The organism is Polaromonas sp. P1_H6 (assembly GCF_056405195.1).
In genome coordinates, this window is the sequence record NZ_JBFUCN010000002.1 from 196168 (window position 1) to 216230 (window position 20063).

Annotated in this window: 24 protein-coding genes; 11 read left to right on the top strand and 13 right to left on the bottom strand. The window is 62.1% G+C overall.

All coding sequences use genetic code 11. From position 1 onward, the window contains the following. Position 1: 1 nt before the first annotated feature. On the bottom strand, positions 2–739 hold the full coding sequence (locus AC1D1F_RS03335; protein WP_477700652.1) for an SOS response-associated peptidase: 738 nt from the start codon (positions 737–739) through the stop codon (positions 2–4). 35 nt (positions 740–774) lie between these two features. Here AC1D1F_RS03335 and AC1D1F_RS03340 point away from each other — a divergent pair, with 35 nt between their 5' ends. The 3 genes from AC1D1F_RS03340 (at position 775) to AC1D1F_RS03350 (ending at position 3179) form a co-directional block, all read left to right on the top strand. Continuing rightward, positions 775–1083 (top strand): hypothetical protein, encoded by a 309-nt coding sequence (locus tag AC1D1F_RS03340; RefSeq protein ID WP_477679172.1) that lies wholly within the window; start codon positions 775–777, stop codon positions 1081–1083. A 95-nt stretch (positions 1084–1178) separates the two neighbouring features. Beyond that, complete coding sequence (locus tag AC1D1F_RS03345; RefSeq protein WP_477679173.1) at positions 1179–2633, top strand: ATP-dependent nuclease; 1455 nt, start codon at positions 1179–1181, stop codon at positions 2631–2633. Between the two features lie 18 nt (positions 2634–2651). Beyond that, complete coding sequence (locus tag AC1D1F_RS03350; protein WP_477697537.1) at positions 2652–3179, top strand: hypothetical protein; 528 nt, start codon at positions 2652–2654, stop codon at positions 3177–3179. Between the two features lie 47 nt (positions 3180–3226). Here the strand turns inward: AC1D1F_RS03350 and AC1D1F_RS03355 are convergent, their stop codons facing one another. Continuing rightward, positions 3227–3424: a hypothetical protein gene (locus AC1D1F_RS03355; RefSeq protein WP_477679226.1), complete on the bottom strand. Its 198-nt coding sequence runs from the start codon at positions 3422–3424 to the stop codon at positions 3227–3229. A gap of 10 nt (positions 3425–3434) precedes the next feature. Then, on the bottom strand, positions 3435–4082 hold the full coding sequence (locus AC1D1F_RS03360) for a transcription elongation protein SprT (protein ID WP_477679227.1): 648 nt from the start codon (positions 4080–4082) through the stop codon (positions 3435–3437). Positions 4083–4965: 883 nt separating this feature from the next. Here AC1D1F_RS03360 and AC1D1F_RS03365 point away from each other — a divergent pair. Next, complete coding sequence (locus tag AC1D1F_RS03365; protein ID WP_477653207.1) at positions 4966–5274, top strand: hypothetical protein; 309 nt, start codon at positions 4966–4968, stop codon at positions 5272–5274. A 56-nt stretch (positions 5275–5330) separates the two neighbouring features. Here AC1D1F_RS03365 and ureG read toward each other — a convergent pair whose 3' ends face one another. The 8 genes from ureG to AC1D1F_RS03405 all read right to left on the bottom strand — a co-directional run bounded on the left by ureG (position 5331) and on the right by AC1D1F_RS03405 (position 11185). Beyond that, a complete protein-coding gene (gene ureG / locus AC1D1F_RS03370; protein ID WP_477678616.1) occupies positions 5331–6002 on the bottom strand; it encodes an urease accessory protein UreG in 672 nt (223 codons plus the stop codon). 43 nt (positions 6003–6045) lie between these two features. After that, positions 6046–6723, bottom strand: coding sequence for an urease accessory protein UreF (locus AC1D1F_RS03375; protein ID WP_477678621.1), 678 nt, complete (start codon positions 6721–6723; stop codon positions 6046–6048). A gap of 37 nt (positions 6724–6760) precedes the next feature. Then, positions 6761–7405, bottom strand: a complete 645-nt coding sequence (ureE, locus tag AC1D1F_RS03380) for an urease accessory protein UreE (protein WP_477678617.1) — start codon at positions 7403–7405, stop codon at positions 6761–6763. Positions 7406–7437: 32 nt separating this feature from the next. Next, on the bottom strand, positions 7438–9156 hold the full coding sequence (gene ureC, locus AC1D1F_RS03385; RefSeq protein ID WP_477678618.1) for an urease subunit alpha: 1719 nt from the start codon (positions 9154–9156) through the stop codon (positions 7438–7440). 24 nt (positions 9157–9180) lie between these two features. Further along, positions 9181–9861, bottom strand: a complete 681-nt coding sequence (locus AC1D1F_RS03390; protein ID WP_477678619.1) for a LysE family transporter — start codon at positions 9859–9861, stop codon at positions 9181–9183. A gap of 24 nt (positions 9862–9885) precedes the next feature. After that, positions 9886–10191, bottom strand: a complete 306-nt coding sequence (locus AC1D1F_RS03395; protein WP_477678620.1) for an urease subunit beta — start codon at positions 10189–10191, stop codon at positions 9886–9888. Between the two features lie 9 nt (positions 10192–10200). After that, on the bottom strand, positions 10201–10812 hold the full coding sequence (locus AC1D1F_RS03400; protein WP_477700656.1) for a HupE/UreJ family protein: 612 nt from the start codon (positions 10810–10812) through the stop codon (positions 10201–10203). A 70-nt stretch (positions 10813–10882) separates the two neighbouring features. Beyond that, entirely contained in the window at positions 10883–11185 is a 303-nt protein-coding gene (locus AC1D1F_RS03405) for an urease subunit gamma (protein WP_007874763.1), read from the bottom strand. A 169-nt stretch (positions 11186–11354) separates the two neighbouring features. On the opposite strand from AC1D1F_RS03405, the gene AC1D1F_RS03410 reads away from it, so the two are divergent. The 4 genes from AC1D1F_RS03410 to infA all read left to right on the top strand — a co-directional run bounded on the left by AC1D1F_RS03410 (position 11355) and on the right by infA (position 16946). Continuing rightward, positions 11355–14885: a hybrid sensor histidine kinase/response regulator gene (locus AC1D1F_RS03410; protein ID WP_477697390.1), complete on the top strand. Its 3531-nt coding sequence runs from the start codon at positions 11355–11357 to the stop codon at positions 14883–14885. Continuing rightward, the gene (locus AC1D1F_RS03415; protein WP_477700653.1) at positions 14869–15921 is read left to right on the top strand and encodes a response regulator; all 1053 of its coding nucleotides are present in this window, start codon (positions 14869–14871) and stop codon (positions 15919–15921) included. The genes AC1D1F_RS03410 and AC1D1F_RS03415 overlap by 17 nt, the downstream gene beginning before the upstream one ends. Before the next feature lie 470 nt (positions 15922–16391). Then, positions 16392–16628: a hypothetical protein gene (locus AC1D1F_RS03420; RefSeq protein ID WP_477678363.1), complete on the top strand. Its 237-nt coding sequence runs from the start codon at positions 16392–16394 to the stop codon at positions 16626–16628. Between the two features lie 60 nt (positions 16629–16688). Then, positions 16689–16946 (top strand): translation initiation factor IF-1, encoded by a 258-nt coding sequence (gene infA / locus AC1D1F_RS03425; protein WP_092132708.1) that lies wholly within the window; start codon positions 16689–16691, stop codon positions 16944–16946. 89 nt (positions 16947–17035) lie between these two features. On the opposite strand, the gene AC1D1F_RS03430 is transcribed toward infA, so the two are convergent. After that, positions 17036–18391: a dicarboxylate/amino acid:cation symporter gene (locus AC1D1F_RS03430; RefSeq protein WP_477678362.1), complete on the bottom strand. Its 1356-nt coding sequence runs from the start codon at positions 18389–18391 to the stop codon at positions 17036–17038. Between the two features lie 132 nt (positions 18392–18523). Beyond that, positions 18524–19135, bottom strand: coding sequence for a DUF502 domain-containing protein (locus AC1D1F_RS03435; RefSeq protein WP_477678361.1), 612 nt, complete (start codon positions 19133–19135; stop codon positions 18524–18526). 180 nt (positions 19136–19315) lie between these two features. Here AC1D1F_RS03435 and AC1D1F_RS03440 point away from each other — a divergent pair, with 180 nt between their 5' ends. Genes AC1D1F_RS03440 through AC1D1F_RS03450 form a run of 3 tightly spaced genes read left to right on the top strand, consistent with a single transcriptional unit; the run spans position 19316 to position 20063 of the window. Next, positions 19316–19534, top strand: coding sequence for a hypothetical protein (locus AC1D1F_RS03440; RefSeq protein ID WP_477678360.1), 219 nt, complete (start codon positions 19316–19318; stop codon positions 19532–19534). Next, a complete protein-coding gene (locus tag AC1D1F_RS03445; protein ID WP_477678359.1) occupies positions 19531–19893 on the top strand; it encodes a hypothetical protein in 363 nt (120 codons plus the stop codon). Before AC1D1F_RS03440 ends, AC1D1F_RS03445 begins: the two co-directional genes overlap by 4 nt. Further along, on the top strand, positions 19890–20063 hold the full coding sequence (locus tag AC1D1F_RS03450) for a hypothetical protein (RefSeq protein ID WP_477678358.1): 174 nt from the start codon (positions 19890–19892) through the stop codon (positions 20061–20063). The genes AC1D1F_RS03445 and AC1D1F_RS03450 overlap by 4 nt, the downstream gene beginning before the upstream one ends.

Below are 20063 nucleotides of genomic sequence, written 5' to 3' on the forward strand. Positions count from 1 at the left end.
CTCATTCCTCAAAAAGTTGATCTGTGCTGGCGGCGACTGGTTCCGCAGTTGCGGTCAGTCGATCAGCGGGGTATTGAACTAAGAACTCGCGGGAGCGCTCTGCCGGTGCATCTAGCCATGCCTGGTAGGAGTCCTCATTCAGGATGACAACCATACGCTTGTCTTGGAGTTCGGGCGGGCGTTTGGGATCTGGCCGGTGCAGCTCTTTGAAAATCGGGTGAGCGTCGGCATTGATGGTGAGCATAGTGAACGAATTCAGCCATTCCCCGGAGGGCGACTTCCACGGCTGCCATAGGCCGGCGACCCCCAGAGTTTCACCGTCAGTTCGGGTAATTCGTGTGGGGACAAACCGACCGCTCCGCCAATCAGGTTCGTAGATCGCCTCGGCCGGAACAATGCAGTGCCTGGCTTTTGCCCAGGCATTCTTAAAACTCGCCAGCTCGTGCACGGTTTCGGCGCGGGCGTTATAGGTCCGTACGCCATATTTCAGCTCCTTGGCAAAGCCAGGCAGCATGCCGAAATGGGCCGCAATAACTTCTGCTTCGGGTACAGCTTCATCTCCCGATTCGCGTTCTGGTGGCCGTCTAATGATCGGGGCTGGCTGGGTAGGGTAGATGTGAGAGCCTCCGGGCGGTGGCGTCCAGGTGGGCGGCACCTTGAACCCCATACGTTCCAGCTTTTTCCGGGAATTTTCGGCTTGATAGTGGCTGCACATACTTGAATAGTACTGCTTAAACACTGTATGCTTATACAGTGTTTTGCACCATCTATCGCATGCGCCAGAAGGGCGAAAAGCTGTCACCGGAGGCGATCCGCGCGACTGGACAGGTCGCGCATCTGAGCTACAAACCGCATCCACTGGGAGAGCCAACCCATCGTGCACAAATTGTTGACGTGGTGACCGGGCAGGAAAAAGGCTTTATCGAAGGTGCCAGTATTAAGCTTATTGACGGCGGGATAAAGATCGCGGGATGGGATGGGGGCGGAAAAGTGCAGCTATGGTGGTGTGTGCCGCTGACGCCTGAGCAGAATGCTCAACTCACTGCGACTCTTGCCAAAATTCGTCCATCGCGCAACACGTAGCTCGCTGGGTTGTCGGCTTGTCTGCCGCAATTCGGCGGCAGCGGAACCGCGATGGTGCCGCGAAAGCTCAGCATAATGGGGATTTTGGAGCGCGCATGGCACTCAGCAAAGAATTCCGACTGCTCGACAAGAAGTGGAAGACGGGTACAAGCTGGCCAAAGCACCTCAACTCGCTTGAAATACGCGGCCTTCGCGGCTGGACGGGCCAACGAATTGACTTCCCATTTCCAATCGTGGCATTGGTGGGGGAAAACGGCGCCGGTAAAAGTACGATCTTGCAAGCCGCTGCATCGACTTATAAGAATCCGGCGAACGACACCATAACCAAACAATTGTTTGCTTATATGTTCTTCCCCGATACGGCCTGGGAAAGAATTCAAGAAGCATCGATAAGCTGGTGGGTCAAAGAAGGGCAAGAGTTCAGAGATGGGAGCATTAGGAAATTTCCCAACCGATGGCGCGGCAATCTGGATAGGCGCGAAAGGAATGTTCAAAACATTGACCTGTCACGCATACAACCTGTGGCTGCTCGGGTTGGCTATTCAAAACTTTCACAATCGACAAGAAAAGAGAAATCGTCAACAAAATTTTCTGATGACCAACTCGGCGATCTGTCCAACATTATGGGTCGCAAGTACGAAGTGGCAGAGATGTCCCTAACGGATATTGACCAAATTCGTATGGTCCCCGTCATGTCTCATTCAGGCATGAGGTACTCAGGATTTCATAGCGGAGCCGGGGAAACCACAATCAGCGAATTGTTGATGAATGAAATACCAAAACATTCGCTAGTGCTGATTGATGAAATAGAAACGTCTCTTCATCCAAGAGCGCAAAGACGGCTAATGAGGCATCTTGCGGAGATTTGCCGTTTAAAAGAAATACAGATAATTGTTTCGACACATTCGCCCTATGTTCTTGATGAATTGCCTGAAGAGGCTCGCTTGTATATTTGGGAAGGAGCCAACGGACGTGAGGTAATCAAAGGCGTGAGCCCCTCCTTCTGCATGACAAAAATGGATTTAGAGCAACATCCGGAATGTGATATTTATGTCGAAGATAGCGAAGCGAAGGCAATGCTGACCGAGATTTTGGTTAACCATGGCGACACGCTAATCAACCGTTCGCTCATTAGCCCTTACGGCGCCGCTTCTGTTGGGCAGTCGTTGGGTCTTATGGCGGCGGGCAAAAAATTCCCGCGGCCGACTTGTGTCTTTCTCGATGGTGATCAAGAGGCAGCGAACGGCTGCAACCTGCTACCCGGTGGAGACGCACCTGAACGAGTAGTATTTGAGGCGTTGCTGGAAATTCAATGGGATGGAGTCGCTGCTCGTGTTGGCAGACAACATGCGGCAGTTGTTGATGCTTGTCAAAGTGCAATGACAGCAGATGATCATCACGACTGGATTTCCATTGCGGCAAACGAGTTGACTTTGGGTGGCGATAATTTGTGGCAAGCCCTGTGCTCTGTCTGGGCTATTCAGTGCTTAGGGGTGAAGGAGGGGAAGGCAATTGCGGATATTGTGCAACTCGCTCTTATCGGGGAATAGGTGCTCAAAGGGGGAAAGATGTTTTCAAGAACCTCCGGACGATCTCGCCAGCGTAAGTCCCTCGCAATACATCTATCTGAATGGTTTCAGATAGGCGTGTTCTCTGCGATGAATGTCTATGTGACATTTCGTTTAGGAAACATGCAGCTTGAAGGGTTGCCTGCTTTTGCGGGAGCTGCTATTGCCCTGATGCTTGCATTTACCGCTCTGATGTACAACCGCGCCAGAGCTTATCCAGATGGACCGACTCAAAGACGTAGCCTACTTGCCGCTGAGAAAGGTCTCGAAGCTGTCTTGCAGGCGCTCGGGACATTCATCTTTATCGCGATAGTTTTTTCGCAACTTCAATGGTCGGGTTCTTATCCGCCAACTCCAATTGAAAAAATCCCGCCACATAATCTGCCGGGCTATTTTTCTTTGATCTCAAGTGTCATGCTCATCTTTACGATGATGAAGATTTTTGATGCGACCGGGTGTGTTTTGTCAAAAGCATTTCGTTCAAAAACAATGCGCGACCAGATTAGACATATGAGGCGAAGTAGCTGAAGTGAATTTCGCACCGCCTGGAATGAGGAAATTCAATTTGTTCGTCGTTATCGTTTGCGCAGTAGCTGTGTTTTAACCAGCTTCGTAATCACCGCGGCTTTCGTGAGGTTCTTGAACCTCATGTATTCCTCGATGCCGGCGACGATTTCCGCCGGCACGTCGACGGAAAGTGTCACGAGCTCGTGCCTGGCGCGGTAGGCTGCAACGCGCTCGGCGTCGCTTGCGTATTTGCGTGGTCTGGGCATACGTTACCCGTTACGATTCGTCGCCGCCGTCTTCATCGGCCTCGCTCGTCATTCTTCCATGGCCTTTTCTCGGGCAGATCGGTGCGCCCGCCTCATCCAGCCATTTGCGAGTGGTCCGCACCGTGTAGCCGCATTCTTCGCACTCGCACTTGAGCATGCGTGCGCCCTGCTTTTTCTTCTCGCCGACCTGCACCAAAGCGTTTAAACGCTTGTGCGGATACGCGCCTACAGCGCTAATCAGTGGGGCCGCCCACAGCATGAACTCTTCGGTGGGTTCGCTGGTGGTGAACGGCTTCGTGTGGCCGATCTTTGCCGCCGCCACCTGAAACGGGCGCTTGTGACCTGCAAGGGGGAGCGCCGCATGGATCAGCTCGTGAGCCAGGATCGCCGCTATCTTGTCCGCGTCGTCCTCGACTGGAGATATGAAGATCTCCGCGTGCAGATCGTCGCTTGCGGCCGCGCTCCAACACTGGCCGCGCACCCTGGTTTTCTTGCCCAGTTCACCGCCCTTGCTCGGAAAGCCGCACGCGACGCGGTAAGCTGGGATTTTGATGCCTGCTTTCGCGTCGATGATCGGTTTCATCTTGGTGGCTAGTGCGTGTAGCCATTGCTCCCGCAGTGCGGTGGTGCTTGGTTCGCTGATCTGTCGTTTCGCCATGTCGTCGCTCCTTTAAAAGTTACCGGGTCCCTAGATTTCTCGCCCTCCCCGAATTGGGGTTCTGGTCTTTCCACCAGAGAGCGAACATCTGTCACCGTTTCCCTGAGTTCCTGCGCCCGGAGGATGACGGCACCAGGAATGGCGCGGATGTGCGGGGAAGGTTTGTAAAGCGACTAGCGCGAAGCGCCATCTGAAAGCTTTATGAATGCCCCGCGCAGCCGTGACAGGCCTGGGGCAGGCTTCCGGAGGAATGGCGCGGGAACTCAGGGAAATGGTGGGCGCGGCGGGGGAAAGACGCGCTGTTGTGAGAGGGGCGTTACCCGGATGGGCTGAGACATGTACTCATGGCTCAGTGGCGAAGCCATAGCACCGTGCCGAAGGCCTCACCCAAAGTTCGAAACCCTCTGCGACGTTTGTTCTCGTGATTTCGAGCGGAAAACCGGCCAATATTGAGCGGCAAAAGAAAAAAGCCCGGGCGTTCCGGGCCTTAGTGTGTTGTTCGTAAGCCACCGCTTCCGCCACTTGCGTGGCACAAGTTCAGCCCCGCCAACAGTGCACCTCCGGTTCGGCCTGGCGCCGTAACCGCACCACAGTGCGCTGACACTCTCTCACTCGACAGCAAGTCCTACGGCCAGCACGCATGCCGGCTGCCCAGGTTATTGCTGTGCGCAAGCCAATTTCCGGTTAAGCCCGCAACTGATGCTTTTGGCCGCCAAGGGGATTCCCAAGCCCCTCAGCAACAAACAGACCAAAAAAACCGGAACTATTCCCCGGAACTATTCCCGGTACCATTTGAAAACCTTTTTCAGGGCAGTGACGAAAAGCGCGGCGCGCGTCATTATGGAAACATTCAGTTACAGCATCCTCCAAACCGAATACTCCTATGACTATTCCCGCTTTCCACCCCGAAGTCGCCGAAAAGGTGGCCACCGCTTTTGTCAAGGCAACCGCAGCCCGCTGGTCGTTCCCGCGGGTGGATATGCAAGACAGGGGCACATTTATGTTGATCAGTGTGGACGCCCTGACGCCCGACGCGCAGGAAATCGAGCTACCGGTCAAAAAGTCGATCGCCCAGGCCCTGAACGAGGTGATTCCCACCCATCCTTCGCAAAAATTCGGCAACTGGATGGTGGTCTTTTTCCGCGACGGCAAGATGTACGAAACCGTGCATCCCAGCGAATTCCAGAGCTAAGCGCTCTGGGTTCATCGTGGCTTCTCTCGGGGCCCGTTTAAGGCCTTAAGTCCGCTTTAAGCGGCCGTTGTGTTGGGCTGCAACAACATTCCTCGGGTTTCAATGAAGGCAATCACCTCGGCCAGGCCGGCCTGGGTTTTGAGGTTCGTCATTACAAATGGTTTCAAACCCTTGGGTGTGGTTCGCATGCGGGTGGTGTCTTTTTTCATTACTTCCAGATCCGCACCAACATAAGGCGCCAAGTCGGTCTTGTTGATCACGAATAAATCGCTTTTCGTAATGCCCGGGCCGCCCTTGCGCGGGATCTTCTCGCCGGCCGCCACGTCAATCACGTAAATCGTCAAATCGCTCAGTTCCGGGCTGAAGGTGGCCGCCAGGTTGTCGCCGCCGGACTCCACGAACACGACGTCGGCATCGGGGAAATCCACCAGCATGCGATCTATGGCCTCCAGGTTGATGGAGGCGTCCTCGCGGATCGCGGTGTGCGGGCAACCGCCGGTTTCCACGCCCATGATGCGTTCGGCATCCAGCGCGCCGCTCACGGTCAACAGGCGCTGGTCTTCTTTGGTGTAGATGTCGTTGGTGATCGCCACCAGGTCGTACTTCGCCTTCATGCCCTTGCACAGCATTTCGAGCAGCGTGGTCTTGCCGGAGCCCACCGGGCCTCCTATGCCCACGCGCAGGGGCGGAAGTTTTTTGGTGCGATTGGCGATGTGGTGCAAGCTCATGGGGATACCTTGAAGATCGTGAAGGAGGGCGGCATGGACGGGGTCAAGAGCGGAACAGCCGCGAATACTGGGTTTCGTGCTGCGACGACAGAATCGCCAGCATGGGGGAGAAGGCCTGGCGCTCTCCATCGGGCAGGCGCATCGCCGTCTCGACCGCGCCGGGGATGTCGCGGCTCAGCTGGGCCAGTATGCGCTGGCCGGCGCTCTGGCCCAGCGGTACGGACTTGATCGCGGCCTGCATCATGTTCTCGGCCCAGCCAAAGGCATAGGCCAGCAGGCAGTCGCGCACGCCGGCGGCTGTCTGTGAGGCGGCGAGCGCATAGGCCACGGGATAGGTCGGCTGCAGCGCGGCGCAGGCTTCTATGTGCGCGGCGCTGGCGCCTTCATGGTTGCGCAGCCATTCGAGCAGCGATCGGCCCATTTGTTCGGCCTGTGCGCGCAGCTCGCTGGTCTCGCGCGTCTGCAGCACCCAGGCGTTCAGGCCGGCGATGCGCTCCAGATTCCCCTCGCGCCAAGCCGGAATGGCCTGGGCGATCACGGCCAGGTCGCCGCGGGTCAGCGCCAGCTGGAGCTGGTCGCTGAGCCGGCGCGCGGCCATGGCTTCGCTTGTGACTTCGCCGCATTCGACGGCCGCCTCCATCCCTTCCGAGTAGGAGAAGCCGCCCACGGGCAGCGCGGGCGAGGCCAGCCAGATCAGCTGGAGCAGGCTGGATGCCGGCAAGGAGACCGCGGGCGGTGTGGATGTGTCCACGGCGGGCCTAGTGGCTGTGCGGCTTGTGCTTATGGACCTGGATGGCCACGGGCTTGGTTTCGTGTGCGTGGTCGTGATCATGGCCATGGTTGCAGCCGGGCCCATGTATGTGCGGCACCGGCTCGGCGGTAGTGGCCGCGGCAACAGGCGCATGATTGTGCGCATGGTCCCCGTGATGGTGCCCATGCCCATGTCCGCCCGAGCTGTATGCGCCGCCTTCAGGCTCAAACGCTTCCTCGGCCGCATTCACGATCAGGTGCATGGCGCGCAGCATGTCGGCCAGCACGTGGTCGGGTTCGATCTTCAGGTGGTCGGGCTTGAGCTCTATCGGCACATGCCGATTGCCCAGGTGGTAAGCCGCGCGCGTCAGGTCAAAGGGCGAGCCATGCGATGTGCAGGCGGTGATGCGCAGCACCGCCTGCGGCGCGGCAATCACCTTGACCATGGAGCCGTCTTCAGCCACCAGCACGTCGCCACCGCGCACCAGCGTGCCGCGCGGCAGGAAGACACCCAGCTGGCGGCCCAGCGAGTCGGTCGCGTCGAAACGGCTTTTCTGGCGCACGTCCCAGTCGAGCTCGACGGTGGCGGCGCGTTTGACGAGGACGGGGGCCAGGCCCGCGCCTTGTGGAATGACTTTGGAAACCTGGAGCATGGGGCCTTAAAAACAGGACGGGAGAGCAGGATTCAGAACAGGAAGTAGCGCTGCGTCATCGGCAGGCTGCTGGCCGGCTCGCAGGTCAGCAGCTGGCCGTCGGCACGCACAGCGTAGGTCTGCGGGTCGACTTCCATGCTGGGCAGGTAGGCATTGTGGACCATGTGCTGCTTGCGCACTCCGCGCACGTTCTTCACGGCGCTCAGGGTCTTGGCCAGGCCGAAGCGCTCCTTGACGCCGGCGTTCAGGCCGGCCTGCGAGACAAAGGTCAGCGAACCCCTGGCAATCGCGCCGCCGAAGCCGCCGAACATGGGGCGGTAGTGCACCGGTTGTGGCGTGGGGATGGAGGCGTTTGGGTCGCCCATGGCCGCCATGGCGATAAAACCGCCCTTGAGGATCACTGAGGGCTTGATGCCGAAGAAGGCCGGCTTCCAGACCACCAGGTCGGCCCACTTGCCGGGCTCGACCGAGCCGACCTCGTGCGAGATGCCGTGGGCGATCGCCGGGTTGATGGTGTATTTGCTGATGTAGCGTTTGGCGCGGAAGTTGTCGTGGCGCTCGCTGTCGCCGGGCAGCTTGCCGCGCTGCAGCTTCATCTTGTGCGCGGTCTGCCAGGTGCGGATGATGACCTCGCCGACGCGGCCCATGGCCTGGCTGTCGGAACTGAACATGCTGATCGCACCCAGGTCGTGCAGCACGTCTTCGGCCGCGATGGTCTCCTTGCGGATGCGGCTTTCGGCAAAGGCCAGGTCTTCGGCGATGCCGGCGTCCAGGTGATGGCACACCATCAGCATGTCGACATGCTCGTCGAGCGTGTTGACGGTGTAGGGCATGGTGGGGTTGGTGGAGGAGGGGAGGAAGTTCTCTTCGCCGACCACGCGCAGGATGTCGGGCGCATGGCCGCCGCCCGCGCCCTCGGTGTGGAAGGCGCAGAGGCTTCGGCCTTTTGTCGCGGCAATCGTGTTCTCGACAAAACCCGATTCATTGAGCGTGTCGCTGTGGATGGCGACTTGTGTGTCGGTTTCTTCGGCCACGTCGAGGCAGTTGCTGATGGCCGCCGGCGTGGTGCCCCAGTCCTCGTGCAGCTTCAGGCCTATGACGCCGGCGTTGATCTGTTCATGCAGTGCGGCGGGCAGACTGGCGTTGCCTTTGCCCAGGAAGCCCAGGTTCATCGGGAAGGCGTCGGCCGCCTGCAGCATGCGCTCGATGTTCCAGGGGCCGGGTGTGCAGGTGGTGGCGAAGGTGCCGGTGGCCGGGCCGGTGCCGCCGCCCAGCATGGTGGTGATGCCGGCGGTCAAGGCCTCCTCGATTTGCTGCGGGCAGATGAAGTGGATGTGGGAGTCTATGCCGCCGGCGGTGACGATCATGCCTTCGCAGCTGATGATTTCGGTGCCGGGGCCGATGATCATGTCGACGCCGGGTTGGGTGTCGGGGTTGCCGGCCTTGCCGATGGCGGCGATGCGCCCGCCCTTGAGGCCGATGTCGGCCTTGACGATGCCCCAGTGGTCGATGATGAGCGCATTCGTCATCACGCAGTCCATGCTGCCTTCAGCCCGGGTCTTCTGCGACTGGGCCATGCCGTCACGAATCGTTTTGCCGCCGCCGAACTTGACTTCCTCGCCGTAGCTGCCGGCGCGCAAGGTGTAGTCGGCCTCGACTTCGACTACCAGCTCGGTATCGGCCAGGCGCAGGCGGTCGCCGACTGTGGGGCCGAACATTTCCGCGTAGGCGCGGCGTCCAATCGTTGCCATCGTTGTATCCTCGATTCAGAAAAATTACGGCGCAGGCCTTGTGGGCTGGCCGATGCGCGGCCCGTTCGCCCCACCGCCGGCCACCGGATAAAAAAGCTCGCGCAGCGTGCCCAGGGCCAGGGCCAACAGGGCCACCGCGCAGAGGCGATAGGTGAACCGGGCCCAGCGCGCGCCCAGTCGGCGGAACACGCGGTCGACCACGGCGGCACACACAAAACACCACACGACGGACGCGACCATGAAGCCGGCAAAAAAGACGGCGTAGTCCGCGGCGCCGGGGTGGGCCACGCCTACCGCACCCATTGCGCCGCCCATGGCTGCCCAGTAGGCGATGTTTTGCGGGTTGGTCAGCGACAGCGCCATGCCTTTTTTCAGGGCGCCCTGGCCGGCAACTGCCGCGCCGGCGTTGTCCATGGTGTGCTCGACCCGCGCGGCCTGCCAGCTGTCCCAGGACAGCCAGGCCAGGTAGGCGGCGCCCGCCAGGCCCAGCGGCCAGCGCAAGGCATCGAATTGCATGGCCAGGCCTATGCCTGCAAGGCCCAGGACTGCCCACACGGCGTCTCCCACCAGCGAGCCCGCCTGCACCTGGAAGGCCGGCCGGAAGCCGCCGCGCACGCCTTGGCGCACCGTCTCGGCGAACACCGCGCCGGGCGCGGCATTAAAGACCAGCCCCAGGAAAAACGCGGAGATGAACAGTGTCGTCATGGCTTTGCCCTGGGTTGGCGGGGCTCAGAGCCCGCCTTGGACCAGGCCGCGAAAGCCATAGACGTTTCGTTCACCGGCGAAGTCCACCAGCTCGACGGTGCGCTGCTGCCCCGGCTCAAAACGCACGGCCGTGCCCGACGCGATGTTGAGCCGCATGCCGCGTGCCGCATCGCGGTCAAAGCCGAGCGCGGCGTTGGTTTCAGCGAAGTGGTAATGCGAGCCGACCTGGATGGGCCGGTCGGCCGTGTTCTGCACGACGACGGTCAGCGTGCGCCGGCCCGCGTTGAGCACATGGCCCGCGCCGTCGGTAATGAGTTCTCCGGGAATCATGCTGCGTCCTCAGGCCAGCCGGGCCAGCAGTGCCACGCCGAAGACGGCGACGGCTGCACCGGCCGCGCGCGGCAGCCAGGCATTGGCGCTGCGCAGCGCCCAGCCGGCACCCAGGCCCGCCAGGTGCAACAGCAGCGTAGCGGCCAGCATGCCCGACAGCGTGGCCAACGCACTGGGCGCTCCGGCCAGTTCATAGCCATGGGCCAGGCCGTGGAAGACGGCGAACACGCCTACGATGAGCGCGGCTGCGATGCCTGGCACATGCCAGCGCGTCAGGACCAACAGGCCGGTGACCAGCAGCGAGGCCGCGATCATGGGCTCGACCGCTGGAATCTGCACGCCCTGCAGGCCCAGCAACGCGCCCGCCAGCAGCATGCCCGCAAAACCCAGTGGACCCCACAGCAACCCGGGCCCGGCCCGGCGCGCGGCCAGCGCGCTCCACAGGCCTACGGCCACCATGGCGGCCAAGTGATCCATGCCCGTCAGCGGATGCAGGAACCCGGTCATGAAATCCAGGTGCGAGTGGCCGTCCACGCCGGTGTGCGCGAAGGCGGCGGCTGGCAGCACAGCCGCGAGGGCGAGCAAGGCGCGCAGAGTACGCAGGGTAAGGGATGAAGGCATCAAGGAAAAACGCACGGCAATCTCCTGTTGGTCGATGTTGTAGTTTGAAGCGAAAAACGGGGTGCGGCGCTCAGACGATCGGCTGGTGTACGGTGACCAGCTTGGTGCCGTCGGGAAAGGTAGCTTCGACCTGGATGTCGGGGATCAGTTCGGGGATGCCGTCCATCACGTCGGCGCGGGTCAGCACCGTGCGTCCCTCGCTCATGAGCTGGGCGACGGACTTGCCGTCGCGCGCGCCTTCCATGACGGCGGCGCTGATCAGCGCCACGGACTCGGGGTAGTTGAGCTTCAGGCCGCGGGCGCGGCGCCTTTCGGCCAGCAGGGCAGCCGTAAAAATAAGCAGCTTGTCTTTTTCGCGGGGCGTCAATTCCATGGGGCTCTCTCAGGGCAGGCTGCCGGCTTGGGGATGCTTGCCGGGGTGCAAGAATGGTGCCATAAGAAGCTGTCCACGGTCCAGCCTGGCCGGGCTCACGGGGAGGCATGGCACAGAACATGCACTTGAGCAGGGTCAATCACCACGCGCCCGGCGCATCTGCCCACCCATGGACGCCCCGCTCACGCCCCTGCCAACGCCACCGCCGCCCGATACGGCCGCGGCCGCGCCGTTGCCGGGCGGCGCCGAAGCGCCGCTGCAGCGCATCATCAAGGTCAGGCGCGACTACAACAGCTGGGTGGCCAGCGAAACCATGGAAGACTACGCGCTGCGCTTCACACCGCAGCGCTTTCGCAAGTGGTCGGAATGGCGGGTCGCCAATACCGCCTTCGGCGCGGCCTCCTTCCTGATCCTGGAGGCGGTGGGCGCCACCTTGCTGGTCAAGTACGGTTTCACCAACGCCTTCTGGGCCATCGTCGCCACCGGCCTGATCATCTTCCTGGCGGGACTGCCCATCAGCATTTACGCGGCGCGCTACGGCGTGGACATGGATTTGCTGACGCGCGGCGCCGGTTTCGGCTACATAGGCTCCACGCTGACCTCGCTGATCTACGCGTCCTTCACCTTTATCTTTTTCGCGCTCGAGGCGGCCGTCATGGCCTATGCCTTGGACCTGGCGCTGGGCATCCCGCCCAGCTGGGGCTACCTGATCTGCGCCTTGGTCGTCATTCCGCTGGTCACCCATGGCGTGTCCGCCATCTCGCGCCTGCAGGTCTGGACGCAGCCCTTGTGGCTGGTCATGCTGGTCGTGCCCTTTGTATTTGTGCTGCTGCGCGATCCTGGTGCTTTTTCGGGCGTGCTGCACTATGGCGGTGAGAGGGGCGTGGGCGGCGAGTTTAATTTGCACCTGTTTGGTGCTGCTCTGACGGTGGGCATCGCGCTGATCACCCAGATGGGTGAGCAGGCCGACTATTTGCGCTTCATGCCGGTGCAGACGCCGGCCAACCGCTGGCGCTGGTGGGGCGGCGTGCTGGTGGGCGGGCCGGGCTGGGTGTTTTTGGGCGTGGTGAAGATGCTGGGCGGCGCCTTCCTGGCCTACCTGGCGATTTCCAACATGGTGCCGCTGGACCGCGCGGTGGACCCCAACCAGATGTACCTCGCGGCCTACGAATACGTGTTCCCGCACTACGGCATGGCCGTGGCGGCGACCGCGCTCTTCGTGGTGGTGTCGCAGCTCAAGATCAACGTGACCAACGCCTATGCGGGCTCCCTGGCCTGGTCGAATTTCTTCTCGCGCATCACGCACAGCCACCCGGGGCGCGTGGTGTGGGTGGTGTTCAACACGCTGATCGCCTTCATGCTGATGGAGATGAACGTGTTCCAGGCGCTGGGCGACGTGCTGGGCCTGTACTCGAACATCGCGATTGCCTGGGTGATGGCGGTGGTGGCGGATCTCGTCATCAACAAGCCGCTGGGCCTGAGCCCGCCGGGCATTGAATTCAAGCGCGCGCACCTGTACGACATCAATCCGGTCGGTGTCGGCGCGATGGCCCTGGCCTCGGTGTTGTCCATCACGGCGCACCTGGGGCTGTATGGGGAGACGGCGCAGGCCTTTTCCGCGGTGATCGCCATGGGGACGGCTTTTGTCACGGCGCCGCTGCTCGCCTGGGCCACCAAAGGCCGCTACTACATCGCGCGCACTTCGGGTGCGGCCGCAGGGGAGGGCGCCTACAAGCGTTATGCGACGCAGCAATGTGTGATCTGCGAGCGCGCCTATGAGGGCCCGGACATGGCGCATTGCCCGGCCTACCAGGGCCCCATCTGCTCGCTGTGCTGCACGTTGGACGCGCGCTGCGGCGACCTATGCAAGCCGCACGCGAGTTTGTCGGCGCAGTGGTCGGGCGCGTTGCGCTGGCTGCTGCCGCGCCGCGCCTGGCCTTACCTTGATACGGGCCTGGGCCACTTCCTGCTGCTGATGCTGATCATCGTGCCGCTGCTGGCCAGCGTGTTCGGCTTGCTCTACCACCAGGAGCTCAGCGCGCTGTCGGATTTGACACCGTCCGAGCCGGCCCTGAAGTCGGGTTTCCTCAAAGCCTATATGGCGCTGCTCGTGATCGCCGGCTTGGTCGCCTGGTGGCTGGTGCTGGCGCACAAGAGCCGGCAGGTCGCGCAGGAAGAATCGAACCGCCAGACGCATCTGCTGATGCGTGAGATCGAGTCGCACCGGCAGACCGACGAGGCGCTGCAGCAGGCCAAACTGGTGGCCGAAGAGGCGCGCCACCATGCCGACCAGGCCAACCAGGCCAAGAGCCGCTACATCAGCGCCATCAGCCACGAGCTGCGCACCCCGCTCAACAGCATCCTGGGTTATGCGCAGCTCATGGGGGAGGACAGCGCCATCCCGCCGCACCGCAAGCAGGCCGTCAGCGTCATCAAGCGCGGCGGCGAACACCTGCTGTCGCTGATCGAAGGCACGCTGGACATCGCCCGCATCGAGGCCGGCAAACTGACCCTCAACGTCAAGCCCATGCACTTCGCCGATTGTGTGCACGAGATGGCCGGCATGTTCGAGCTGCAGGCCGCGGCCAAGGGCCTGGCCTTCCACTTCGAGGCCAGCGGCAACCTGCCCGAGCTGGTGCGCGCCGATGAAAAGCGCGTGCGGCAAATCCTCATCAACCTGCTGGGCAATGCCATCAAGTTCACGGCGCAGGGGCAGGTGACCTTCCGGCTGCGCCATGCGCGCGAGATGGCCTACATCGACATCGAGGACACCGGCCCCGGCATGCGCGAGGCGGAACTCGCGCGCATCTTCGAGCCCTTCGCGCGCGGCGCGGCCGCGGGCCAGAGCGCCGAAGGCACGCCGGGCGCCGGCCTGGGCCTGACCATCGCCAAGATGCTGACCGACCTGATGGGCGGCGAGATGACGGTGGTGAGCACGCCGGGCCAGGGGTCCATCTTCCGCATCCGGCTGTTCCTGCCCGAGGTGCACCTGCCGGCGGGCGCCGCCAGGGAAACCGTCGCCCCGCCGGTGCGGCGCCGGCCGCGCGGCTACGAGGGCGCGCGCCGCAAGCTGCTGGTGGTCGACAACGAGGAGCCCGACCGCGAACTGCTGGTGCAACTGCTGCAGCCCATGGGCTTTGAGCTGCGCACCGCCGCCAGCGGCCACGACTGCCTGGACCTGCTGGCCGCCGGCTACCAGCCCGACGTGATCTTCATGGACCTGGCCATGCCGGGCATAGACGGCTGGGAGACGCTGCGCCGCGTGCGCGGCTCCGGCCATGAAGGCATACACCTGGCCATTGTTTCGGCCAATGCCTTTGACAAGGGCATGGAGAACGACGCCGGCATCCTGCCCGAGGACTTCATCTTGAAGCCCGTGCGCCATACCGAGCTGATCGCCTGGCTGGAGCGGCGCCTGTCGCTGACCTGGCTTTATGACACACCGGCCGTGGAAGCCTCGCCCGCGGCAACGCCCCCGCGGCGTGTGCTGCCGGACGCTTCACAGCTGGCCGCATTGCAGGAGGTGGTCAGCCTCGGCTTTTACCGGGGCATCATGAACATGCTGGCGGAAATAGAGCGGCAGCAGCCGGACACCGCCGCGTTTGTCGACGACATGCGGGTGCTGGCGCGGCAATTCCAGTTCGAGGCCATGGGCCGCCAGCTCGCCAACCAGGAGGCCAGCCATGAGCCGCGTGCTTGAAGATTCCTCCGTGCTCAACCGCAGCCTGGACCGCACGCTGGACCGGGCCAACAGCGACGTCGTGCTGATCGTGGACGACGTGCCCGACAACCTGTCGGTGTTGCACGACGCCCTCGATGAATCCGGTTATACCGTGCTGGTGGCCACCAGCGGCGAGGCCGCGCTGCAGCGCGCGCTGCAGGCCAGGCCCGACATCGTGTTGCTGGACGCCATGATGCCCGGCATGGATGGCTTTGAAGTCGCCAAGCGCCTCAAGGCCATGGCCGAGACCACCCACATCCCCATCATCTTCATGACCGGCCTCACCGAGACCGAGCACCTGGTGGCCGCGCTGGAAGCCGGCGGCGTGGACTATGTGACCAAGCCCATCAAGCCCAAGGAGGTGATGGCGCGCATGGGCGTGCACCTGCAGGGCGCTCGCCGCGCCCGCCAGGAGGCGCGCCMGGCCGGCCMGGCGCGCAACGCACTGGACGCCTTCGGTTATGCCAGCATCACGGTGCGCATGGGCGGCACCGCCGACGGCCGGCTGGTCTGGCAGACGCCGCTGGCGCGCGAACTCCTGATGCGCTACTACGGCACCTCGGCGCCGCAGACGCCCGAGCCCGTGCTGGACTGGCTGCGCAGCCACATGGCGGACGCGGAACGGCAGGTCGAGCCGCCGCGCCTGGCGGTGGAGCAGGGGCCGCGCCGGCTGACCTTCCGGCTGCACCGGCAGACCGGTGACGGCGAAGGCGGGGTTGGAGGGGGGACCGTCAGCGGCGACTGGCTGATCGTGATGCGCGAGATCTCCGACGATGCGGTGGTGGAGGCCATGAGCCTGAGCTTCAAGCTCACGGCCCGCGAGGCCGAAGTGCTGTATTGGGTGGTCAAGGGCAAGACTAACCGCGACATCGGCGACATCCTGGGCTCCAGCCCAGCCACCGTGAAGAAGCACCTGGAGCGCGTCTACGCCAAGCTGGGCGTGGAAACCCGTACCGCCGCAGCGGGCATGGCCATGAACCGGATCCGGCAGCTGCATCCGCAGTTTGAAGGCTAGGGATATGGCCCCCACGGTCGCTCACTTCGTGTAGCTCCCTGCCCCCCGAGGGGGCCGCTGCGCCTGCGGTCTGGCAAAGCCAGTCCCGCGGCCCCGGCTTGCAGGGAAGAGGGGCGGGCCTTGCGCTGTACCGGGCTTTATGCAGCTTTATGTGTCAGCGGTTATAATGAGAGCTTCGGTAAAGCATCAGCTTTTTTCATCGAAGCCTTTTCCCAACAGGTTTCCTTCTCAATTGCGGCGCTTCCCAGAGCCCGAATCCACAGTGTTTTCAGTGCCCATACAGCCCTGAACCCTCTCAGCACTGTTCCGTTTTTCCGGCGAGCACTATTCCCGACAGTGCCCACGCATGGCTCAACCAGCCCAGCCCCTGCCAAGGGCCAGGTGGGTGGACACCGAACACCCGCCGGCTTGCTCGCAAGCCGATTCTCCTTATTTATCAAGCCGGGACACATACCCGGCATGGACTTTTTATGAACGTAGATCACACCAAAATCGCGGTGGGCAAGTACCTTGTCTCACCACTGGCCAAACAGCAAGGCGAAGGCTACGCTGCATCGGTCTCCATCCGCTCAGGCCGCGGCAGCGCCACGCACGACCGCGTGCTGCGCTTCAGCGGCCTCTTCGACAGCGCGGCCGCGGCCGTGCATTACGCGACCGAACACGCCCTGCGCTGGATCAACGAGCGCTCGACGCCCGCCTGCGCCTGAGGCCTTGCCCGCCGCAACAGACATCACCGACAATTTTTTCAATTCCCTAGGAGTTACATCATGGCCAAAGAAGAACTGATTGAAATGCATGGACTGGTCGACGAAGTGTTGCCGGATTCGCGCTTTCGCGTCACGCTCGACAACGGCCACAAGCTTGTGGCTTACACCTCGGGCAAGATGCGCAAGAACCACATCCGCATCCTTGCCGGCGACCAGGTGTCGCTGGAGCTCTCGCCCTACGACCTGAGCAAGGGCCGGATCACCTTCCGCCACATCGCAGGCCGTGGCCCAGGCCCGGCGCCGCGCCAGGCCCGTTAAACCGGCGGCTAGCCGCGCTACAAAGCACAAAGCCCGGCAGGTGGAGATTTCTCTCCACCTGCCGGGCTTTGTCATTTTTCAGCGGTGCGTCAGTGGCGGCCGGCCGCCATGTGCTCGGTCTTTTTATCGAGCAGCACCTCGGGTTCCTGTGCCTCGACCCAGTTCTCGTTGTCGAGCCCGGCCTTGAGCCTGTCGGTGTCCAGCTCGTTGGTCCATTTGGCCACTACCAGCGTGGCCACGCCGTTGCCGATCAGGTTGGTCAGCGCCCGCGCTTCCGACATGAAGCGGTCTATGCCCAGGATCAGCGCCAGTCCGGCCACGGGCACGGTGCCCACGGCCGACAGCGTGGCGGCCAGCACGATGAAACCGCTGCCGGTGATGCCGGCCGCCCCCTTGGACGTCAGCAGCAGCACCGCCAGCAGCGTGAGCTCCTGCGTGAGCGTCATCGGCGTGTTGGTGGCCTGCGCGATGAACACCGCCGCCATCGTGAGGTAGATGGACGTGCCGTCCAGGTTGAAGGAATAGCCGGTCGGGATCACCAGGCCCACGGTGGTCTTTTTCGCGCCGAGGTTCTCCATCTTTTCCATCATGCGCGGCAGCACGGACTCGGATGAAGAAGTGCCCAGCACGATCAGCAGTTCTTCCTTGATGTACTTGATGAACTTCCAGATGCTGAAGCCATGGATGCGCGCGATGGTCCCCAGCACCACGAAGATGAAGATTAGGCAGGTCGCATAGAAAGCGGCCATCAGCTTGCCAAGCGACACCAGGCTGTCCACGCCGTACGCGCCTATGGTGAAGGCCATGGCGCCGAAGGCGCCTATGGGCGCCACCTTCATGATGAAGCCGACGATGGTGAACAGCACGTGCGAGGCTTTCTCGACGAAATCGAACACCAGCGTGCCGCGCCCGCCGAAGCGGTGCAGGGCGAAGCCGAACATCACCGCGATCAGCAGCACCTGCAGGATTTCGCCCTTGGCGAAGGCGTCCACCACGGTGGTCGGGATGATGTTCAGGATGAAGTCGGTCGTGCCGACCATCTTCCCGGGGCCGGTATAGGCCGCGATGGCCTTGGTGTCCAGTGTGGAGACGTCGACATTCATGCCCTGGCCCGGCTTGAACACGTTGACCAGGACCAGCCCGATGATCAGCGCGAAGGTGCTGACGACTTCAAAGTACAGCAGCGCCAGGCCGCCGGTCTTGCCGACCTTCTTCATGTCCTCCATGCCGGCGATGCCGATCACGACGGTGCAGAAGATGATGGGCGCGATCATCATCTTGATGAGCTTGATGAAGCCATCGCCCAGCGGCTTCATGTGTTTGCCGGCCTCGGGGTAAAAATGCCCGAGCAGCACACCGGCGATCACAGCGCAGATCACCTGGAAGTAGAGTGATTTGTAAAGGGGCGGCTTGCGGCGTGTTGTCTCTGTTGTGCTTGTTGTCATGGCCGGAGCGCATCAGGCTGTGCGCGGTGATGATCGGACTGCCCAATATAGCCCTGCCATGCGATTTGTCCAATGTGGGAAACCACAGATCACAAACCTTTACGCGGCCCCGGCGGCAGCGGGAAAAACCGTTCAGCCGGCCGTGCCGCCGCTGCCTTGGGCCGGCGGGCGCGCCATCCAGGCGATCAGCGAGGAGCGCATGGCTTCCTCCACCGACATGTCTATGGGCTGCACCCAGTCGGCCGGCACGAAGACCGTGTAGCCGCCGATCATGTAGCCCATGGGCAGGTAGACCGCCACGCGCTCGCCGGGCAGGAAACCGGCGGGCAGGTCGGCGAAGCTGCGGCGCGTGATCAAACCCACGATTTCCATCGCATGGCCCGGCATACGCAGGATCACCACGCTTTGCTCGCCCTGTTTGCCCGAAGGCGAAAAGTAATCAGCAAAGCTCTTGAGCGAGGAATAGATGCTTTTGACGACCGGCAGGTTGGTGAAGGGCATTTCTGCGAAAGACAGCAGCTTGCGCACACTTTGCTTGGACACCAGGTAGCCGATCACCAGGATGCTGAGCACGCCGAACACCAGGCCCAGGCCTGGAATGTAGAAGCTGCCGATCAGGGGCCGCAGAATCCACAGCGCCGCAGTTTCCATCCAGGCCAGGAAGATATACAGCAGGTAGACCGTCAAGGCCACCGGCAGGATGGTGATGAGGCCGCGAAAGAAATATTTGTAAAGGCTTTTCATGGGTTCTTTATTCGTGCCGCCCCGCAACATGCGGGCCTGGCGATGCCTGCAATATAACCATTTCAGTTGACGCTTCCGCCGTCCGGCGCCTGTCGGCCTTCTCCTACATTTTTCGGGTACTAATCACCGCAGCCTGTCATATTTCCATGCTTAAACTGGCGGCATTGCAAATAACCAAACATGGAACCCGACGTGGCTGCAGAAATGAAACCGGACACAGGCCCGCATGCCTTTGCCGCTTCGTTTTTTTTATCGCCATCGCCATCGTTCCCGCCGTTGTCAGCCATTGCGCTGAAAGTTACGTTTGCATCCCTTGATATTTTTTTGCCGCGCTCCAAGCTGCGCTGCAAGGCCACGTCCGGCCTGCCCGGATATTTTTGGAGGATTCCTGTTTCATGAGCCATTCCACACTGGTCAAAGCACAACTCAAAGCTCCCTTGCGTTCCCTGGCCCTTACCGTCGAGGAGCCCACGCCCGGCGAATTCTGCTGGCGCATTCTTGAAAGCCACCAGGACCCGCGGGTGTTTGAATCCGTCTCCTGTTCCGACATCACCTTTGAAGCCTACGACACGGCCCTTGCCACCGGCTACGGCGAACTGCAACGCCTGGTCGGCCCGGACCTCCAGTACGGGCCGCGCAGCGAGAACGACCTGCAAGTCGACCTCTTCGCCGCGGCCGCGCCCAACTCCGCTTCAAGCGGCCCCGACAAGCGCGCCGCCATTAACGGCCACCTCAAGCCGGGCGCGGTGCCGGCATGAAGCGCGACCTGGAGGCCGACTATGCGCGCCTGCGCGCGCAGCTGCAAGCCTTGCAGGCCGCACCGGTCAAGGATTTCGCGAAGATAGACCAGCTCATTGAAGCGCTTGAGAAACTTCAACTCGCCATCAAGGCGGAGCACGGCATCCAGGGCAACAATCCCCTTGAATGA

What these genes read in the sequence shown, in the direction of transcription:
- ureE (WP_477678617.1), bottom strand. Translation starts at nt 7,405, where the DNA reads ATGCTCCAGGTTTCCAAAGTCATTCCACAAGGCGCGGGCCTGGCCCCC.
- AC1D1F_RS03355 (WP_477679226.1), bottom strand. Translation starts at nt 3,424, where the DNA reads ATGCCCAGACCACGCAAATACGCAAGCGACGCCGAGCGCGTTGCAGCC.
- AC1D1F_RS03410 (WP_477697390.1), top strand. Translation starts at nt 11,355, where the DNA reads ATGGACGCCCCGCTCACGCCCCTGCCAACGCCACCGCCGCCCGATACG.
- AC1D1F_RS03445 (WP_477678359.1), top strand. Translation starts at nt 19,531, where the DNA reads ATGAGCCATTCCACACTGGTCAAAGCACAACTCAAAGCTCCCTTGCGT.
- ureC (WP_477678618.1), bottom strand. Translation starts at nt 9,156, where the DNA reads ATGGCAACGATTGGACGCCGCGCCTACGCGGAAATGTTCGGCCCCACA.
- AC1D1F_RS03435 (WP_477678361.1), bottom strand. Translation starts at nt 19,135, where the DNA reads ATGAAAAGCCTTTACAAATATTTCTTTCGCGGCCTCATCACCATCCTG.
- AC1D1F_RS03345 (WP_477679173.1), top strand. Translation starts at nt 1,179, where the DNA reads ATGGCACTCAGCAAAGAATTCCGACTGCTCGACAAGAAGTGGAAGACG.
- AC1D1F_RS03340 (WP_477679172.1), top strand. Translation starts at nt 775, where the DNA reads ATGCGCCAGAAGGGCGAAAAGCTGTCACCGGAGGCGATCCGCGCGACT.
- AC1D1F_RS03420 (WP_477678363.1), top strand. Translation starts at nt 16,392, where the DNA reads ATGAACGTAGATCACACCAAAATCGCGGTGGGCAAGTACCTTGTCTCA.
- ureG (WP_477678616.1), bottom strand. Translation starts at nt 6,002, where the DNA reads ATGAGCTTGCACCACATCGCCAATCGCACCAAAAAACTTCCGCCCCTG.
- AC1D1F_RS03430 (WP_477678362.1), bottom strand. Translation starts at nt 18,391, where the DNA reads ATGACAACAAGCACAACAGAGACAACACGCCGCAAGCCGCCCCTTTAC.
- AC1D1F_RS03395 (WP_477678620.1), bottom strand. Translation starts at nt 10,191, where the DNA reads ATGATTCCCGGAGAACTCATTACCGACGGCGCGGGCCATGTGCTCAAC.
- AC1D1F_RS03440 (WP_477678360.1), top strand. Translation starts at nt 19,316, where the DNA reads ATGGAACCCGACGTGGCTGCAGAAATGAAACCGGACACAGGCCCGCAT.
- AC1D1F_RS03400 (WP_477700656.1), bottom strand. Translation starts at nt 10,812, where the DNA reads ATGCCTTCATCCCTTACCCTGCGTACTCTGCGCGCCTTGCTCGCCCTC.
- AC1D1F_RS03450 (WP_477678358.1), top strand. Translation starts at nt 19,890, where the DNA reads ATGAAGCGCGACCTGGAGGCCGACTATGCGCGCCTGCGCGCGCAGCTG.
- AC1D1F_RS03405 (WP_007874763.1), bottom strand. Translation starts at nt 11,185, where the DNA reads ATGGAATTGACGCCCCGCGAAAAAGACAAGCTGCTTATTTTTACGGCT.
- AC1D1F_RS03365 (WP_477653207.1), top strand. Translation starts at nt 4,966, where the DNA reads ATGACTATTCCCGCTTTCCACCCCGAAGTCGCCGAAAAGGTGGCCACC.
- AC1D1F_RS03390 (WP_477678619.1), bottom strand. Translation starts at nt 9,861, where the DNA reads ATGACGACACTGTTCATCTCCGCGTTTTTCCTGGGGCTGGTCTTTAAT.
- AC1D1F_RS03360 (WP_477679227.1), bottom strand. Translation starts at nt 4,082, where the DNA reads ATGGCGAAACGACAGATCAGCGAACCAAGCACCACCGCACTGCGGGAG.
- AC1D1F_RS03350 (WP_477697537.1), top strand. Translation starts at nt 2,652, where the DNA reads ATGTTTTCAAGAACCTCCGGACGATCTCGCCAGCGTAAGTCCCTCGCA.
- infA (WP_092132708.1), top strand. Translation starts at nt 16,689, where the DNA reads ATGGCCAAAGAAGAACTGATTGAAATGCATGGACTGGTCGACGAAGTG.